Origin of the sequence: Stenotrophomonas sp. GD03958 (assembly GCF_029839005.1) — a bacterium.
Taxonomy (GTDB): domain Bacteria; phylum Pseudomonadota; class Gammaproteobacteria; order Xanthomonadales; family Xanthomonadaceae; genus Stenotrophomonas; species Stenotrophomonas hibiscicola.
This window is the reverse complement of the sequence record NZ_JAOBZT010000009.1, coordinates 1-17,942: the sequence shown is the minus strand read 5'-3', so window position 1 is coordinate 17,942 and position 17,942 is coordinate 1. Positions and strand designations below refer to the sequence as shown.

At 67.3% G+C, this 17,942-nt stretch carries 15 protein-coding genes; 8 read left to right on the top strand and 7 right to left on the bottom strand.

The window, feature by feature from the left end:
- The first annotated feature begins 71 nt into the window (after positions 1 to 71).
- The 4 genes from panD to N5C25_RS04480 all read left to right on the top strand — a co-directional run bounded on the left by panD (position 72) and on the right by N5C25_RS04480 (position 5,427).
- On the top strand, positions 72 to 452 hold the full coding sequence (gene panD, locus N5C25_RS04495; protein ID WP_005409061.1) for an aspartate 1-decarboxylase: 381 nt from the start codon (positions 72 to 74) through the stop codon (positions 450 to 452).
- Positions 449 to 1,963 carry a glucose-6-phosphate isomerase gene (gene pgi, locus N5C25_RS04490; protein WP_058980270.1) on the top strand — a complete coding sequence of 505 codons (1,515 nt, stop codon included), beginning with the start codon at positions 449 to 451 and terminating at the stop codon, positions 1,961 to 1,963. The genes panD and pgi overlap by 4 nt, the downstream gene beginning before the upstream one ends.
- Before the next feature lie 279 nt (positions 1,964 to 2,242).
- Positions 2,243 to 2,449, top strand: a complete 207-nt coding sequence (locus N5C25_RS04485; RefSeq protein WP_010484314.1) for a DUF6229 family protein — start codon at positions 2,243 to 2,245, stop codon at positions 2,447 to 2,449.
- Between the two features lie 80 nt (positions 2,450 to 2,529).
- Positions 2,530 to 5,427, top strand: coding sequence for a type 2 lanthipeptide synthetase LanM family protein (locus tag N5C25_RS04480; RefSeq protein ID WP_279936513.1), 2,898 nt, complete (start codon positions 2,530 to 2,532; stop codon positions 5,425 to 5,427).
- Positions 5,428 to 5,448: 21 nt separating this feature from the next.
- Here the strand turns inward: N5C25_RS04480 and N5C25_RS04475 are convergent, their stop codons facing one another.
- Entirely contained in the window at positions 5,449 to 6,012 is a 564-nt protein-coding gene (locus N5C25_RS04475; RefSeq protein WP_005409063.1) for a response regulator transcription factor, read from the bottom strand.
- On the bottom strand, positions 6,009 to 7,235 hold the full coding sequence (locus tag N5C25_RS04470; RefSeq protein ID WP_019661188.1) for an ATP-binding protein: 1,227 nt from the start codon (positions 7,233 to 7,235) through the stop codon (positions 6,009 to 6,011). The genes N5C25_RS04475 and N5C25_RS04470 overlap by 4 nt, the downstream gene beginning before the upstream one ends.
- 114 nt (positions 7,236 to 7,349) lie before the next feature.
- Here N5C25_RS04470 and ispG point away from each other — a divergent pair, with 114 nt between their 5' ends.
- From ispG to N5C25_RS04455, 3 genes are all read left to right on the top strand, one after another.
- Complete coding sequence (gene ispG, locus N5C25_RS04465; protein WP_251103283.1) at positions 7,350 to 8,615, top strand: flavodoxin-dependent (E)-4-hydroxy-3-methylbut-2-enyl-diphosphate synthase; 1,266 nt, start codon at positions 7,350 to 7,352, stop codon at positions 8,613 to 8,615.
- Positions 8,596 to 9,345, top strand: coding sequence for a phosphatase PAP2 family protein (locus N5C25_RS04460; RefSeq protein ID WP_058980273.1), 750 nt, complete (start codon positions 8,596 to 8,598; stop codon positions 9,343 to 9,345). The genes ispG and N5C25_RS04460 overlap by 20 nt, the downstream gene beginning before the upstream one ends.
- Before the next feature lie 200 nt (positions 9,346 to 9,545).
- Positions 9,546 to 10,193 (top strand): response regulator, encoded by a 648-nt coding sequence (locus N5C25_RS04455; RefSeq protein ID WP_058980274.1) that lies wholly within the window; start codon positions 9,546 to 9,548, stop codon positions 10,191 to 10,193.
- Between the two features lie 328 nt (positions 10,194 to 10,521).
- Here N5C25_RS04455 and eda read toward each other — a convergent pair whose 3' ends face one another.
- The 5 genes from eda to zwf all read right to left on the bottom strand — a co-directional run bounded on the left by eda (position 10,522) and on the right by zwf (position 16,520).
- Entirely contained in the window at positions 10,522 to 11,181 is a 660-nt protein-coding gene (eda, locus tag N5C25_RS04450) for a bifunctional 4-hydroxy-2-oxoglutarate aldolase/2-dehydro-3-deoxy-phosphogluconate aldolase (RefSeq protein ID WP_279936512.1), read from the bottom strand.
- 204 nt (positions 11,182 to 11,385) lie between these two features.
- The gene (gene edd, locus N5C25_RS04445; RefSeq protein WP_279936511.1) at positions 11,386 to 13,302 is read right to left on the bottom strand and encodes a phosphogluconate dehydratase; all 1,917 of its coding nucleotides are present in this window, start codon (positions 13,300 to 13,302) and stop codon (positions 11,386 to 11,388) included.
- A gap of 58 nt (positions 13,303 to 13,360) precedes the next feature.
- Positions 13,361 to 14,083 (bottom strand): 6-phosphogluconolactonase, encoded by a 723-nt coding sequence (pgl, locus tag N5C25_RS04440; protein WP_058980277.1) that lies wholly within the window; start codon positions 14,081 to 14,083, stop codon positions 13,361 to 13,363.
- On the bottom strand, positions 14,080 to 15,087 hold the full coding sequence (gene glk / locus N5C25_RS04435) for a glucokinase (RefSeq protein WP_019661196.1): 1,008 nt from the start codon (positions 15,085 to 15,087) through the stop codon (positions 14,080 to 14,082). The genes pgl and glk overlap by 4 nt, the downstream gene beginning before the upstream one ends.
- Complete coding sequence (gene zwf / locus N5C25_RS04430; protein ID WP_019661197.1) at positions 15,084 to 16,520, bottom strand: glucose-6-phosphate dehydrogenase; 1,437 nt, start codon at positions 16,518 to 16,520, stop codon at positions 15,084 to 15,086. The genes glk and zwf overlap by 4 nt, the downstream gene beginning before the upstream one ends.
- A 352-nt stretch (positions 16,521 to 16,872) precedes the next feature.
- Between zwf and ugpC the strand changes: the two genes are divergently transcribed.
- Positions 16,873 to 17,942 (top strand): sn-glycerol-3-phosphate ABC transporter ATP-binding protein UgpC (gene ugpC, locus N5C25_RS04425; RefSeq protein ID WP_279936510.1); only part of this gene is annotated, 1,070 nt, incomplete at its 3' end.

Sequence of the window (17,942 nt, the reverse complement as noted above, 5' to 3'; positions counted from 1 at the left end):
TTGCCGGCCGTGATGCCCCGCGCTGTACGGGTGCTAGAATCCGCTCTTTCCTTTGCCGTTGCAGCGCCCCCATGCACCTGTCCCTGCTCAAGACCAAGATCCATCGCGCCACCGTCACCCATTCCGAGCTGAACTACGAAGGCTCGATCGCCATCGATGACAACCTGCTGGCTGCCACCGGCATCCGCGAGTTCGAGCAGGTGCACATCTGGGACGTGACCAACGGTGCGCGCTTCTCGACCTATGCCATCCGCGCCGAGGCCGGCAGCGGCGTTGTCTCGCTCAACGGTGGCGCCGCGCGCCACGTGCAGGTCGGTGACATCATCATCATCGCCGCGTTCGCCAGCATGACCGAGCAGGAAGCCGACAGCTTCAAGCCGAAGCTGGTGTACGTTGATGGCAAGAACCAGATCACCCACACCAACGACACGATCCCGACCCAGGCCGCATGACAACGAACAACGGATTCGACTCGCTGCATTCCCACGCCCAGCGCCTGAAGGGCGCAAGCATCCCCAGCCTGCTCGCCGCCGAACCCGGCCGCGTGCAGGATCTGGCGCTGCGGGTCGGTCCGTTGTACGTCAACTTCGCGCGGCAGAAATACGATGCCGCCGCGCTGCAGGCGTTGCTGGCGCTGGCTGCCGAACGTGATGTCGGCGGCGCCATCACGCGCCTGTTCCGTGGCGAGCAGGTCAATCTGACCGAGGGGCGCGCCGCACTGCACACCGCATTGCGCGGCGACGTGGTCGATGCACCGGTTGCCGCTGAGGCCTATGCCACCGCGCGCGAGATCCGCCAGCGCATGGGCGTGCTGGTGCGCGCGCTGGAAGACAGCGGCGTAACCGACGTGGTCAGTGTCGGCATCGGTGGATCCGACCTCGGTCCGCGCCTGGTCGCCGATGCGCTGCGTCCGGTCAGCGGTGCGCGCCTGCGCGTGCATTTCGTGTCGAACGTGGACGGCGCCGCCATGCAGCGCACGCTGGCCACGCTGGATCCGGCGAAGACCGCGGGCATCCTGATTTCCAAGACCTTCGGCACGCAGGAAACCCTGCTCAACGGCCAGATCCTGCAGGACTGGCTGGGGGGCAGCGAGCGCCTGTATGCCGTCAGCGCCAATCCGGAACGCGCGGCCAAGGCTTTCGCGATCGCCGCCGATCGCGTGCTGCCGATGTGGGACTGGGTCGGTGGCCGTTATTCGCTGTGGTCGGCCGTGGGTTTCCCGATCGCGCTGGCCATCGGTTTCGAGCGCTTCGAGCAGCTGCTGGAAGGCGCCGCGCAGATGGATGCGCATGCGCTGGATGCACCGCTGGAGCGCAACCTGCCGGTGCTGCACGGCCTGACCGACATCTGGAACCGCAACCTGCTGGGCCATGCCACGCACGCGGTGATGACCTACGACCAGCGCCTGGCGCTGCTGCCGGCCTACCTGCAGCAGCTGGTGATGGAAAGCCTGGGCAAGCGCGTGCAGCGTGACGGACAGCCGGTCACCACCGACACCGTGCCGGTGTGGTGGGGCGGGGCGGGCACCGACGTGCAGCACAGCTTCTTCCAGGCGCTGCACCAGGGCACCAGCATCGTTCCGGCCGACTTCATCGGCTGCGTGCACAGCGACGATCCCTACACGATCAATCATCAGGCCCTGCTGGCCAACCTGCTGGCGCAGACCGAAGCACTGGCCAATGGCCAGAGCAGCGACGACCCGCACCGCGATTACCCCGGAGGCCGCCCGAGCACGCTGATCCTGCTCGACGCACTGACCCCGCAGGCGCTGGGCGCACTGATCGCCATGTACGAACACGCTGTGTACGTGCAGTCGGTGATCTGGAACATCAATGCCTTCGATCAGTTCGGTGTCGAGCTTGGCAAGCAGCTGGCCAGTGGCCTGTTGCCGGCGCTGCAGGGTGAGGATGTGGCGATTGCCGATCCGATGACCCGCGAGATACTGGCGCAGCTGAAGCGCTGAGCCCGGTCGTGGATGCGCCGGCGACAGGCCGGCCATCCCATGCCTTCCGTTCCTGCCATCCGGGGCCCTGCGGCGTTGCCCATGCAGCGTATTCGCGTGCCTGCGGCAGCGCAGCTTGACTACGCATGGCGTGCCAATGCAGTGTGCATGGGCGGCTGTACCTGTCATCCAGTATCGCTCGCAGCATGATGTTGATGCCAGGGACTGGCCGTATCCGAAGGGACGTGGAATCGATCCATGTCCTCAACGCCTCATGTTGTGAATGACAGGAGATTGCGAATGGATCTGAATGACGACGTTGTGTCCGGCTGGCTCAATGGCTCGGACGATGTGGATGGGTGCGCCAACCCTGCGGGTTCGCTGTTCATCTACGGTGCGGCAGCCACCGAAGCGGCCCTCACCGGGGCTTCGGACACCATGATCACCGGTGGCACCAACGAGTGCACCACCACGGTATCGGTGATCAACCACTGCCTGTGTTGCTGATGTAGCCCGTGCCGGCACGCAGAAGCATGCAGCTGCGTGCCGGCGACTGGAACAGACTCTTGAATCTCGCAGGGGGCGTAATGACCGCTTCTCCGGCTGCGGCCGCGTTTGCGCGCATCACCGAACATTTCCTTGCCCAGGCGCGCGCCGCGCTGGCTGCCGGCCTGCATGATCCCTCCATTGCCCTGCAGCCTGGCGAACGTGCGCTGCTGCATTCGCAGGGCGAGGCGGCGCTGCGTGAGCATGCCCAGCTCAAGCTCAACCGCGTGCTCCTGCTGGAGCTGCACGCCGCTGCACGCAGCGGTGACATCGGCCCGCTTGACAGTGCTGGTGCGCTGGACGAATTCGTTGCCCTGGCCACGAGCGAGGGCTTCCGCGAGCATCTGCAGCAACGTTATCCGGTACTGCTGCCGCGCCTGACGCGCATGCTCGAAGGACAATGCGCGGCCGTGGTGGAGCTCGCTGCACGCATCGGTAGTGATCGTGTTGCGTTGGCCGAGTTGCTGGGTGCGCCGGCGGGCACGCTGCATGCCGTTGCATTGGGCCGCGGTGACCTGCACGGTGGCGGCCGCACCGTGGCACGGCTGCAGTTCGAAGGCGGCACGGTGATGTACAAGCCACGCTCATTGCGCATCGATGCCACGCTCGATGGCCTGTTGTCCGCGGTCTTCGGTGACGCCCCTGACCGCGTACGCGTGCCGAAGGTGATCGATCGTGGCAGCCACGGCTGGGCTGCATTCGCCGCGCATCGCTATTGTTCCGGCGAGGCTGAACTGCGGTGCTATTACCGCGGCCTCGGCCACTGGCTGGCCATCCTGCGCCTGATCGGTGGCACCGACATCCATCTGGAGAATCTGATCGCGGTCGGGCCGGTGCCGGTGGTGGTCGACGCCGAAAGCGTGTTCTGCCGGGTAATCGAAATCGAGCCATCAGGGCTTGGCGATGCGTACGACACCGCCGTCAAGCTGATGCGAAATTCAGTGCTGCGTACCGGAATCGTGCCGTTCCGTACTGCCGGCCTGGGCATGGAGGGCGTGGACCTGTCTGCAGCCGGCGCGCTGCCCGGCGAGCAGCCACGGGTGCAGGTGCCGGTGATCGTCGACGACGGGACGGAACCGGCCCGGTTGGGCATGGTCGAGGCCGAGGTCTCCATTGCGCAGAACCATCCCAGCGCACAGCCCGATGTGTCGTTGTACTGGGACCACATCAGCGAGGGCTTCATCGACGCCAGTGGGCGTCTGCGCGCGCTGGACGCGAACGGCGAACTGATGCCGCTGCTGACGGCCTTCGAAGGCTGCCAGGTGCGGGATGTACGGCGGCCGACAATGGCCTACGCCGAGCTCGGGCGGATGCTCTGGCATCCAGCATCGCTTCACAACGAAGCTCGGGCGGTTGAGCGCGCGATCGACCTGCTGGTGCGGAATGCGGCGGTGTCGCCCGCTGCGCCATCGGACCTGGAAACCGTACGCGGAGAGGTCGATGACCTGCGCCACGGTGACATTCCGATCTTCGCATCGCAGCTGGACGCGGCGCGTATCCACTCCGTCGTCGCCAACTGGCGCGCGATGCGGATCGACCTGGAAGACGTGACGATCCGCAGCACGCTGGTCGCCACCGACCTGAACCAGCATGCACTGGCCCGAGCCGAGGCCCGGTCCGGCTACAGCTATGCAGCACGGCATCCGCGCGCCGACGACCTGGACGCACGCCGTCGCACGCTGGCCACGCGCGCGGTGGAAAGCCTGCTGCGGCTGGCGGTGCACGGCGAAGACGGCTCGATGACCTGGATCACACCTGAAGTGACGCGTACCGGATGGACCGTCCAGCCGGTGCAGCCAGACCTGTACTTCGGGCTGGGCGGCATCGCTTTCGCACTGGCAGCCTATCGCCACGAAGTGGAGCAGGGGCGTGCCGATCCGGTGGCCGGGCTGGATCCGGCCATCGAGGGCGCCCTTGCGGTGTTCCAGACCCTGTGCGAGCGGCACCCCGCCGAAATTGACGGTGGATTCGTCGGAACCGGTTCGCAAATGTGGGCATTGCTGGCATTGCACGACCTGTTGCAGCGACCGGCGCTGCTGGCGCTGGCAGAGCGCTGCGCGGAAGCCGCGGAGCATCGCGGTTTCCAGCAGGCGGCAAAGTTCGAACTGATTGATGGTGTGTCCGGCATGATCCTGCCGTTGCTGGCGCTGGCTGAAGCCACCGGCAACGCACGCTGGCTGGAACTGGCGGCCGCAGCGGGACGCCGCATGCAGGACGCTGCGATTGTCGACGCAGACGGTACGCGCTGGCCGACGCCACAGTTCAGCGAGCCGATCGGTGGTTTTGGCCACGGTGCGATGGGCATGGGCTGGGCGCTGGCACGACTGGCCCGCTCCGAGGCTGGCAGCGTGCCCGAGCGGGCCGCATGGCGGCGGCTGGCCGAAGGAGCATTTGCATTCCAGGCAGCCCTGTTCGAGCCACATACCGGGCACTGGCGGGACATCCACCTGCAGGATGGGCAGAAGAACTTCCCGACCTGGTGCCACGGCAGCGTGGGCATCGGCCTGGCGGCGGCGGACCTGTATGCCCGCACCGGTGATGCCGCGCAATTGCGCGACATGCGTCGCGCCGTGGCCGATGCGCGCGGCAAATGGGGGTTCAGCCACACCCTGTGCCATGGCGATGTGTCCACCCGGGAACTGCTGGTGCTGGCCGCTGCGCTGGATCCGGCAGGGTGTCCCTATCCGCAGGACGAGGCCGCCATCGAGATCATTTCTTCGATCGAGGAGCACCAGGGGATGGTTGGCGGCCTCACCCGCGCGGCCTTTACCCCGGGCCTGATGATCGGCCTGGCGGGTTCGATCTACGGCTTCCTGCGCATGCATCCGGCCTGCGTACTGCCATCGCCGCTGCTGCAGGAGACGAAGGCCACGCGGGCCGATGCGTGTGCGGTGCGCTTCAGCGCCGCGCAGTACCGGCCGGCGCTGGCCGAGGCCTGAGCCGGACCGGTCCGTCAGCGATCAACGGCTCGGATCGCGTTCCGGGCTCGGCCGCTTTGCCAGCTTGCGCTGCAGCGAACGCCGGTGCATGCCGAGCAGGCGTGCCGCTGCGGATACGTTGCCGCCGGTCTCGTGCATCGCCTGCTGGATGTGTTCCCACTGCAGGCGGCTGATCGGCGTCATCGCGTCCGGCACTTCCATTTCGCCATCGTCGGCCGGGCCGTCGTCTTCCTCGCCAAGCGCGCGCAGGATCATCGGTACCGTGGCCGGCTTCGGCAGGTAATCGTCGGCCCCCAGCTTGATCGCCTCAACGGCAGTGGCGATGCTGGCGTAGCCGGTCACCAGCAGGATACGCATGTCAGCGCGCAGCGCGCGCAGCGGCTGGATCAGCGCCAGGCCGGAATCACTGCCCAGCTTCAGGTCGATCAGCGCGAACGCCGGCGGATGCTGGCGGGCCAATGCCAGCGCGCTGGCGGCATCCTGCGCGGTCTGCGTTTCCAGTCCCTTGCGGGCCAGGCTGCGCTGCAGGGTGCGCAGGTACAGTTCGTCGTCGTCGACCAGCAGGCCGAGGGTTGAGGCGCTCATGGGGTTTCCTCGCGTGGGACCAGCGGCAGGCGGAAGCCGACGCGGCTGCCGGCGCCTTGGGCCGGGCGCATCCACATCTCGCCGTCGAGGCGTTCGATGGTGGCATGGGACAGGGCCAGGCCAACGCCCATGCCCTCGCTCTTGCTGCTGCCGAACAGCTTGCCTGGCAGCACCGCGGCACGGGCATCGAAGCCGTGGCCGTAGTCGCGGACTTCGCCGATCAGGTCGTCGCCTTCGATGCGCAGGTCCAGGTCTACCCGTGGCCGCCCGGCCTGTTCGCCGGCATCTGCGGCATTGTTGAGCAGGACCATCAGCAGATGGCCCACGCCCGGATCCAGTGGTAACCGCAGCGGCGCATCGTCATTGCGATGCAGGTCGATGGTCGGCCGCACCAGGCGCCACTGTTCCAGTACCTGCTGGGCGCTGGAGTGGCTGCGGCCCGGTGCGTCGGCCGAGGCCGGTGCGGCCAGCGCCAGCACGCGTTCCCGGCACTGCACCAGCAGTTCGCGCAGGGTCTCCATGTCTTCGCGCACTTCGGGCTCTTCGCTGCGCTCGGCGACGTCATCGGCAAGCAGGGTCATGGTCGCCAGCGGCGTGTTCAGTTCATGCGCCACGGAGGCGGCATGGGTGGCCAGGGCGACGATGCCTTCGTTGCGGGCGAAGCGTTCCCTGAGTGCCGACAGTTCCAGTTCGCGCTGTCGCAGCGCCAGCGCCAGGCGGGTGGAGAAGGTCAGCACGACCGCTGCGGAAATGAGGAAGTTGGCGACCACGCCCCAACGGTTGAGGTCCTGCGCGCGGAAATAGCCGTCCGGCAGCGGCTGGCCGAAGATGCCGCTGGCGGCGTAGCCGAGCAGGCAGGCCAGGGCCACTGCCAGTGCCCAGCGCAGGGGCAGGGCGAAGGCGGCCAGCGCGATCAGGATCAGGAACAGTGAACTGAACGGGTTGGCCATGCCGCCGCTCCAGCCCACCATCCAGGTCAGGATGATCACGTCCACCAGGATATGGCCGAATGCGGTCAGCGGGGCGGTGTCGGCCGCTTCCGGGCGCAGCTGGGTGTAGATGTTGAACAAGGTGAGCACGGCCACGCCGGCCCATAGTGGTAGCTGGGGCAACGGCAGGCCCAGCACCCAGCTGGCGACCAGGATGGTGGCGGCCTGGCCGCCTACGGCAAGCCAGCGCAGGCTGCACAGGGTACGGAGGAACGGGGCGTCGGGACCGGTCATTCATGCTCATCGTATGCGTTCACGGGCGCGCGTGCCTGCGACAATCGGCCGCAGCCGTGCCGCCGGCTGAATGCGAGTCACCCCGAATGCGGGAGCGGGCGGTAGAATGCGCCCATGCACGACGCCGTTACCCGCCCTACGCCTCCCTCCGATGCCACCTCCTGGCCCCGCCGCCAGACCCATGCCGTGCAGATCGGCGGGGTCACCGTAGGCGGAGGCAAGCCGGTAGTGGTGCAGTCGATGACCAACACCGACACCTCCGACGTGGCTTCCAGCGTCAAGCAGGTGGCCGAGTTGTGGCGCGCGGGTTCGGAAATGGTGCGGTTGACCGTCAACACCGTGGAAGCGGCTGCGGCGATCCCGCGCATCGTCGACAAGCTGGCGATGATGGGTATCGACGTGCCGCTGATCGGTGACTTCCATTACAATGGCCACCAGCTGCTGACCGCCGAACCGGCGTGTGCCGAAGCGCTGGCAAAGTACCGCATCAACCCCGGCAACGTCGGCTTCGGCAAGAAGAAGGACCTGCAGTTCGCGCAGTTGATCGAGTTTGCGATCCGCTACAACAAGCCGGTGCGCATCGGCGCCAACTGGGGCTCGCTGGACCAGGCCCTGGCGGCGAAGCTGATGGACGAGAACAGCCTGCGCGAACAGCCCTGGGATGCCGGCCGCGTGCTGCGCGAAGCGCTGATCCGCTCGGCCCTGGATTCGGCCGAGCAGGCGGTGGAACTCGGCCTGCCGCGCGACCGCATCGTGCTGTCGGCCAAGGTCAGCGGCGTGCAGGAGCTGATCGCGGTATACCGCGACCTGGCCCAGCGCTCGGAATTCGCCCTGCACCTGGGCCTGACCGAAGCCGGTATCGGCAGCAAGGGCATCGTCGCGTCGGCGGCGGCGCTGGGCGTGCTGCTGCAGGAAGGCATCGGTGACACCATCCGCATCTCGCTGACCCCGGAACCGGGCCAGTCGCGCACGCAGGAAGTGATCGTCGCCCAGGAACTGCTGCAGACCACCGGCCAACGCGCCTTCACGCCGCTGGTCACGGCCTGCCCGGGCTGCGGCCGCACCACCTCGGAGTTCTTCCAGGAGCTGGCCAAGGTCGTGCAGAACCACGTGCGCGAGAAGATGCCGCTGTGGAAGATCCACCACCCGGGGGCGGAGAACATGACCCTGGCGGTGATGGGCTGTATCGTGAACGGGCCGGGCGAGTCACGCCATGCCAACATCGGCATCTCGCTGCCGGGCACGGGCGAAACACCCGCAGCGCCGGTGTTTGTCGATGGCGAGAAGAAGGTGACCCTGCGCGGCGACAACATCGCCCAGGAGTTCGTCGCCCTGATCGACGACTACGTCGAACACACGTATGTCCGAAGCGCCGGATAAGCCTGCAATCCTCGCTGCACCGGAGTCCGCCTCCGGTTTCCGCCACTGGATGGCGCGCAATGCCTGGCGCCTGGTCCTGCTGTTCGGCGGCGTGCTGCTGCCGTTGGCTGGCTTCGTCGCCCTGGCGGACGAGGTGCACGAGTTTGAATCGTTCCATTTCGACGCGCCGCTGCTGTGGCAGATGCATGGCCTGCACTCGCCACTGCTGGACCGCTTCTTCGTGCTCATTTCCAAACTGGGCTATGAGTGGTTCCTGATCCCGGCCGACGTGCTGATCATCGGCGTGCTGCTGGGCTACCGGCGCTGGCGCGAGGCGACCTTCGTGGCGGTCAGCTTCGTCGGCTCGGCGCTGCTGAACATGGGCAGCAAGCACTTCTTCCAGCGCCAGCGCCCCAGCCTGTGGGAATCGATCGCGCCGGAATCGACGTTCAGCTTTCCCAGCGGCCACGCGATGGGCTCGATGACCCTGGCGGTGACCCTGGTACTGCTGGCCTGGAACACCCGCTGGCGCTGGCCGGTGCTGCTGCTGGCACCGGCATTCAGCCTGCTGGTCAGCGTCTCCCGGGTCTATCTGGGGGTGCATTACCCCTCCGATATCCTGGCCGGATGGTGTGCCGCGCTGGTTTGGGTGGTAGGGTGCTATCTGGTCATGTTCAGTCGCCGGCACCCTTGGCGGCATCATGGCACGCGGCCAGCGAAGGCCAGCGAAGCATCATCACAGGGGGATTGACGTGGATGCCCCGCGCGGGACGTCTACGTGATAGATCAGTTGTTTCGTTGCAGCAGGTTCTGCAAGACAGGGGGCAAGCACAACGCGCGGTACTGTGATGCGCAAGGCAGATTGCCGGGGCCGCATTCCGAACGCGCTTGCAGGGTATCGGCACCCTGCCTAGCTTGACCTGCAATGGCCGCATTCGAAGAGGTACGTGAATGACGATTCGAGTCTACCTGGTGGATGACCACGCGCTGGTCCGCACCGGGATGAAGATGATTCTGTCGGGGGAAGCCGACATCGAGGTGGTGGGCGAAGCCGAGACCGGCGAAGAAGCGCTGCGTGAAGTCCGCCAGCTGCTGCCGGATGTGGTGCTGTGTGACCTGCACCTGCCGGGTGTGAGCGGCATGGAAGTGACCGAGCGCATCGTGCGCAGCCACCGCAATACCCGCGTGGTGATCGTGTCGGTGCTGGAAGATGGCCCGCTGCCGAAGCGGCTGCTCGAAGCCGGCGCGGCCGGATATATCGGCAAGGGCTGTGATGCGCAGGAACTGCTGCGCGCGGTGCGTGACGTGGCAGGTGGGCGCCGCTACCTGGGCACCAGCATCGCGCAGAATCTGGCGCTGTCGACGGTGGAAGGCAACGGTTCGCCGTTCGACAGCCTGTCGCCGCGCGAGCTGGAAGTGGCGTTGCTGCTGACCCAGGGCCTGCGCCAGGAAGATATCGCGCGGCGGCTGAGCCTGAGTGCGAAGACGGTGAACACGCACAAGGCGCGGCTGTTCGAGAAGATGGGGATCCACGACAACATCGCGCTGGCGCGGATGGCCAGCCAGTACGGGCTGGTGGATCCGGCGCGGCCGCTGTAAGGGTTTCGGCCAACGGCTGAGCCCCTCGCGGTGTGCGGCAGGATTCGTGGGGTTGGCCCTGCGGAGGGATTGCGCGGGGGACGCCGTGAACCCATCCCTGGAGGCTCGGTCGCGCCATCCATGGCGCTCACGCCCCTGCGCAATCCCTCCGCAGGGCCAAGGACGGTTTTCGTGCGCCGCCACCGCGGAATGAAGAAGGAAGAGCGGGAGCGGTCGCGCGCTGCGCGCGCTCTGGATGCTGGTCCTGTAGAGCTGAGCCATGCTCGGCTGCTTTCCATTCCGCTGGCGTGGAGCCGAGCGTGGGCTCGGCTCTACAGCTGCGTTGGGCTCAGTGGCCGCGAACGCGCTTGATGATCTTCGCGGCGTCGGCGGCGCTGGCGCGCACCTTGTCCCATTCGCCGTTGGCAATCCAGTTGCCCGGCACCATCCACGAACCGCCGATGCAGACCACGTTTTTCTGCTCGAGGTATTCGGCGGCGGTGTTTTCGGTGATGCCGCCGGTCGGGCACAGCTTCAGGTCCGCCACCGGGCCGGCCAGTCCCTTGATCATCGCCAGCCCGCCCACGGCCGTGGCCGGGAACAGCTTGCACACGCGGAAGCCCCGGGCGTAGAGCGTCAGCAGCTCGGTCGGCGTGGCCGCACCCGGCACCACCGGCAGCGGCGCAGCAGCCAGTGCATCGGCCAGCGCTGGCGGCGTGCCCGGGGTCACCAGGAAGTCCGCGCCCGCATCGATCGACTGCTGCATCTGCTCCACGGTCAGCACCGTGCCTGCACCCACCACCACATCGGGCAGCTCGCGCTTGAGCATCGCCAACGCTTCCATCGCCACCGGCGTACGCAGCGTCAGCTCGATCGTCGGCAAACCACCGTCCAGCAGCGCCGCACTGACCGCCCGCGCCTGGTCCAGCGTATGAACCGTCACCACCGGCAGGATGCCCGCCGCATGCAACAGCTCCGCCGCCTTCACCTGATGTTGTTCGATACCCATGCTTTTGCCCTTGCCTTTGCTCTTCTTGATTCAGTGGCCGCAGCGCAAATGACGCGCCGGGAATTGTCCAAGGGCAGTGGAGCGCCCTGGCCGGGACCGTGAGCGGCATGGATGCCGCGATCGAGCCCCATGGATGGGTTTGCGGCGTGTCCCGGCCAGGGCGCTCTACTGCCCAAGCCGGGAAGCCTGCCGCGGCTTTTCGCTTCAGGCGTCTTTCGCCTCATGCGGCGCTGCCGCCGCCGCGGCATCATGCCCCAGCTCGTACTCCGCGTCGTACTCCCACGGCCCGCCATCGGCCGCCGCCGGCCCGCACGAAATCGACATCGCGCCTTGGTCGGCCGGGCCCACCACGCGACGGTTGACCGCGAACAGATTGCGGCCCAGGTCATGCGCGGCCGGCGCAGTGTTCGGAGCCAGCGGACGCGCCGCCCATTCGGCGGGGTCCACCAGCACTTCCAGCGTGCCGGCCTCGCCGTCCAGCCGGATCATGTCGCCTTCGCGCACCTTCGCCAGCGGGCCGCCGCGCGCCGCTTCCGGCGTCACGTGGATCGCCGCCGGAATCTTGCCCGAGGCGCCGGACAGGCGACCGTCGGTGACCAGCGCCACGCGTCGACCCTGGTTCTGCAACAGGCCCAGCAGCGGCGCCAGCGAATGCAGTTCCGGCATGCCGTTCGCACGCGGGCCCTGGTACCGCACCACCGCCACGAAATGCTCGGGCAGCAGGCCAGCGGCGTGCAGCTTGTTCAGCACCTGCGGTGCATCGACCACCACGGCCGGTGCTTTGATCGTGCGGTACTGCGGCTTCACCGCCGACAGCTTGATCAGCGACTTGCCCAGGTTGCCGCGCAGCAGGCGCAGGCCACCCTGGTGTTCGAACGGATTGTCGACGCCACGCACCACCTCGTCATCGGCGCTGCGTTCCAGGCCCGGCAGATAAACCAGTTGGCCGTCGCGCAGCTGGGGTTCGCGGGCGTAGTCGGCCATGCCGCCACGGGCCACGCTGACCAGGTCGCCATGCATCAGGCCGGCCTTGATCAGCTCGCCGAACACGAACGCCGGGCCACCGGCGGCGGCGAAGCGGTTCACGTCGGCCTCGCCGTTCGGGTAGACGCGGGCCAGCAGCGGAATCAGCTGCGACAGCTCGTCGAAGTCGTCCCAGGTCAGCACGATGCCGGCCGCACGCGCCACCGCGATCCAGTGGATGGTGTGGTTGGTCGAACCGCCGGTGGCCATCAGCGCGATGACCGCGTTGATGATCGCGCGCTCGTCGATGATCCGGCCCAGCGGACGGAAGTCATCGCCAAGCGCAGTGATGTCCAGTGCACGTTCGGTCGCTTCGCGGGTAAGAGCGTCGCGCAGCGGGGTGCCCGGATTGACGAACGACGCGCCCGGCAGCTGCACGCCCATCGCTTCCAGCAGCACCTGGTTGGAGTTGGCCGTGCCGTAGAAGGTGCAGGTGCCGGCGCCGTGGTAGGAGGCCGACTCGGCTTCCAGCAGTTCTTCACGGGTGGCTTCGCCGGCGGCATAGCGCTCGCGAACTTCCGCCTTCTGCTTGTTGGGTATGCCCGGGGTCATCGGGCCGGCCGGCACGAACACCGCCGGCAGGTGGCCGAAGGCCAGTGCGCCGATCAGCAGCCCCGGCACGATCTTGTCGCAGACACCGAGGTAGACGGTGGTATCGAACATGTCGTGGCTGAGCCCGATCGCGGTGGCCTGCGCGATCACATCGCGCGAGAACAGCGACAGCTCCATGCCACCACGGCCTTGGGTGACGCCGTCGCACATCGCCGGCACACCGCCGGCCACCTGCGCGGTGGCGCCCAGCTCGCGGGCGATCTGGCGGATCTGCTCGGGATAGGACTCGAACGGCTGGTGCGCCGACAGCATGTCGTTGTAGGCGGTGATGATGCCAAGGTTCGGTGTCACCCCACCGCGCAGGCGGCTCTTGTCGGTACCGCCGCAGGCGGCGAACCCATGGGCGAGGTTGCCGCAGCTCAGGCGGCTGCGGAACGGGCCCTCGCGCAGGGAGGCGTCGATCGCGGCCAGATAGGCGGCGCGCGAGGCCGCGCTGCGGCGGATGACGCGCTCAGTGATGGCTTGCAGTTGCGGATGGAGGCTCATTGGCTACCGGCGTTCGTGGTGGCGAGAGGCAAGCGGCGGCGTGGCGCCGCCGCCGACATCAATCAGCCCAGTGGACGCGCAGGCGCGCGCCTTCCAGGTTGATTGCATTGAGGATCGGGTACTGCTGGGGGTCATTGCTGTCCAGTGCCTGGCGCAGTACCTGCAGCTTCTGCTTGCCGCGCAGCAGCAGCAGACGCTGGCGGCACTGGCGCAGGCCGTGCGGGGTCAGGGTGATGCGCAGCGGCCACTGGTTCGCGCCCGGGCAGCCGGTGGCATCCAGTGCCGCATAGGGCAGGGTGCTTTCCAGTGCACGGGCCAGGTCCTTCGAACCCGGGAACAGCGAGGCGGTGTGGCCATCGTTGCCCATGCCCAGTGCCACCAGGCTGGGTGGCTGGCTGTGCTGGGCCTGCAGGTTGGCGGTGTAGACGCACTCCGTCAGCGGCTTGCCGATCCGCACCAGCGGATCGAAGTGCGCACCCTCGGCACGCTTGAGCAGGTGCTCGCGCACCAGCCAGGCGTTGCTGTCGCGATCCTGCGGCGACAGCCACCGCTCATCGGCCAGGCTCACTTCCACCCGGTCCCAATGCACGTCCAGTTCGGCCAGTGCCTGGTATACCGGCGCCGGCGTGGTGCCACCGGAGAGCAGGATGCGGGCCCGGCCCACTTCATTGATGTCGTGGTTGAGGGTCTGCGCCATTTCGGCGGCCACCGCCTCGATCCAGCCATCGGCGTCGCCGTGCTGGATGAACTCGATGCGGTCGTCGTGGAAGGTGGGGCTCATGCGGCAACTCCTGGTGCGTCACGTTCGGCGTCGGCAGCATAGGCGGCAGCGCCCAGCAGTCCGGCGTGGGGATGCATCACGGCAAGCGATGGCACCCTCGCCATGATCGAAGAGAACCGCCCCTTGTGTTCGAAGCGCTGGCGGAAGCCGGAGTGCTGCAGTGAATCGAGCATCTTCGGGGTCAGGCCGCCCGTCAGGAACACGCCGTCCCAGGCGCCCTGGGTCAGTACCAGATCGCCGGCGATGGCGCCGAACACCGCGCAGAACACGTCCACGGTGCGCATTGCCTGCGGATCACCGTGCAGGGCACGCGCGGTCACGTCCACCGGCTGCAGCTGGCCGGGGTCGATGCCGGCCATCTCGCACACGGCGCGATGGATGTTGACCAGCCCGGGTCCGCAGATCAGGCGTTCGTTGGAGACGCGGCCGAACTGCTCGGACAGGATTTCCAGGATGCGGATTTCCTCCGGTGTGCCCGGTGGGAAACTGACATGACCGCCTTCGGTTTCCAGCGGATAGCAGCGGCCGTGGCGCATGATCAGGCCACCGACGCCGAGCCCGGTACCGGGCCCGATCACCGCGTAGTTGCGCGGCTGTCCCGGCTTGCCCGGTACCCAGGCGGCGCCGCCGACCTGGACGACGTCCTCGGGCTGCAGCAGCGAAATCGCCATCGCCTGTGCGGCGAAGTCGTTGATCAGGTGCAGCTCGTCGAACCCCAGCATCGCGGCGGTGCGGCTGCGCGAGATCACCCACGGATGATTGGTGATGCGCGCCTCGTCACCGTCGACGCGGCCGGCCACTGCGAACACGCCGCGGCTGGCCGCAGCGCCGATCTGTTCCAGGTGGTGGCGCGCGGCATCACCCAGCGACGGGAATTCCGCCACCGCGTACTCGCGGATGCTCTCCTTGAGCAGCGGCGCGTCCTGCGAGGTGTCGGCCAGGGCGAAGCGGGCATTGGTGCCGCCGATGTCGGCAACCAGCACCGGCTGCGAGATGGCACTCATGCCGAGGCCCCGCTGTCCGGCGCGTCCACGCCCTGCGGCAGGAACTCGCCTGCATTGCTCGGGCCCCACTGGCCAGCAGGATACGGTTCCAGCGGCAGCTTGGCCTCCTTCCAGGCGTCGGCAACGCTGTCGATCCAGGCCCACGCTGCGCGCACTTCGTCGTCGCGCACGAACAGCGTGTGGTTGCCGTTGAAGGCATCCAGGAACAGGCGTTCGTAGGCGATGCGGCGGTGCAGGCCGGTCGGCACCGACAGTTCCAGTTCCAGCGGATGCAGTTCCAGGGCACCCCATTCCGGGCCGGCCAGGCTGCTCATCAGGCCCAGTTCGATGTTCTCCTGCGGCTGCAGCTGGAACACCAGGCGGTTCGGTGCGGCCTGCGCGCGCTGCGGGCGCTCGAACAGCCAGTGGGTGACCGGCTTCAGCGTGACCACCACGCGGGTGGTGCGCTCGGGCAGGCGCTTGCCGGTGACCAGGTGGAACGGCACGCCGCTCCAGCGCCAGTTGTCGATATGCGCGGTGACACCGGCGAAGGTTTCCACGTCGCTGCCTTCCGGCGGCTGGTAGGCCTGTGCCGGCTGGCCATTGATGGTGCCGGCGGTGTAGCGGCCCCGGATGCTGTCACGCGCGGCGTGCCTGGCATCGAGCGGGCGCAGGGCCCGCAGCACCTTGACCTTCTCGTCGCGGATGCGGTCGGCTTCCAGCGAGGCCGGCGGTTCCATCGCCACCATGCACAGCAGCTGCAGGATGTGGCTCTGCACCATGTCGCGCAGCGCGCCGGAGCGGGCGTAGTAGGCGTCACGGCCGTCCACGCCTTCGCTCTCGGCCACCAGGATGTGCACCGATTCGATGTAGTTGCGGTTCCACACCGCTTCCAGCAGCGTGTTGCCGAAGCGCAGCGCGATCAGGTTCTGCACTGCCGCCTTGCCCAGATAGTGGTCGAGGCGGAACACGCGGTCCTCGTCGATCCACTGGCCGATGGTGCTGATGATTTCCTCGGCGCTCTCGCTGTCGCTGCCGATCGGCTTCTCCAGCATCAGGCGTGCCGGCGCGGCGAGGGCGCCGCCCTTGGCCAGGCCTTCGCAGGTGGAGATGTACAGGCCCGGCGGAATGGCCAGGTAGCTGACGCACTTGCGGTGCACCAAGTCGGAGACTGCGGCGGCAACCGAGTCGACATCGCGCAGGTCCACCGAACGGTAGTCTATGCGGCGCAGCAGGGCAGCGATGTCGTCCTGCGTGGCCATCGGCATGGCCTGCTGCAGGCGCGGCCGGAGGATGTCATGGAAAGCTTCGGTGTCATGCCCGGACAGGGCCAGTGCGCGGATGCGGAAGTCCTCCGGCAGCAGGCCGTCGCCAAGCAGGCGAAGCAGCGAAGGGAACAGGTAGCGCTGGGCCAGATCACCTGTGGCACCGAACAGGAAGAGGGTGTCGTGCATCGCTCGAGTTTCAGATCCGGGTGACATCGTTGTCAATCGCTTCATGGCTGGGTTCGGGGGACATCCGCGCAACTGCCTGTCCGAGGTTCGTCAGGGGCGATCTCCGGTGTTGCGGAAGATCCTTCCATTCGAAACCACTACCTCGGCGGAACCTTCGTTCAACCGCCGACGCAGATCGGTGCGCACCGATCATCGGATAGTGCCACGTGAAAACGTTTACATGGCAGAATGGGCAACTGTATTCGATTGCAGTGCTCGCCGTCATGCGGCAGGCGCGCAATCATCACTGCCATCGGGAGGGCCGAGGCAGTCCCAAAAGACAGCCCGGCTTCGGGCGGACCGGATAGGTGATATGGCAAAAGTGCAGTTGCAGGGTGTGCGCAAGGTCTATGACAACGGCCAGGTCGCGGTGAAGGACGCCACCTTCGAGGTAGCCGATGGCGAGCTGATGGTGCTGGTCGGACCGTCCGGCTGTGGCAAGTCGACCCTGTTGCGGATGGTGGCCGGCCTTGAAGAGATCAGCGGTGGCACGCTGACCATTGGTGATCGCGTGGTCAACGACGTGGCGCCGAAGGATCGCGACATCGCCATGGTGTTCCAGAGCTACGCGTTGTACCCGCACATGACCGTGGCCGAGAACCTGGCCTTCGGCCTGAAGCTGCGCGGGCATGACAAGGCGACCATCGACAAGCGCATTGCCGAGGCGGCGCAGACGCTGGGCCTGACCGAGATGATGGACAAGCTGCCCAAGGCGATGTCCGGTGGCCAGCGTCAGCGCGTGGCACTGGGCCGGGCGCTGGTGCGCGAGCCGGCGGTGTTCCTGCTCGACGAGCCGCTGTCCAACCTCGACGCCAAGCTGCGTCACAGCGTGCGTACCGAGATTGCGCAGCTGCACCGGAAGCTGGGCACCACCATGATCTACGTGACGCACGACCAGGTTGAAGCGATGACCCTGGGTCAGCGCATCGTGGTGCTGAAGGACGGCATCATCCAACAGATCGATACGCCGATGGCGCTGTACGACCGCCCGGCCAACCTGTTCGTGGCCGGTTTCCTCGGCAGCCCGGCGATGAACGTGCTGCGTGGCACGCTGCAGGGCGATGCCGGTGGCGTGACCGTGGTCGACGGCCAGTGGCGTGCACCGCTGGGCCAGGCCACGATCGATCCTGCATGGCTGCAGAAACCGATCGCGGTGGGTGTGCGCCCGGAGCACCTGCAGCCTGCTGCTGCCGATAACGCGCACGCGTTCATCGCGCGTATTGAAGGCATCGAACCGGTCGGCAACGAGATCTTCGTCAACATGAGCAGTGGCCAGCACGCGCTGACCATGCGCGTGGCGCCGCAGTCGCTGCCGGGCGTGGGTGAAGACATCCGGGTGGCCATCCACCCGCAGGGCCTGCACTTCTTCAACGCGGAAACCGG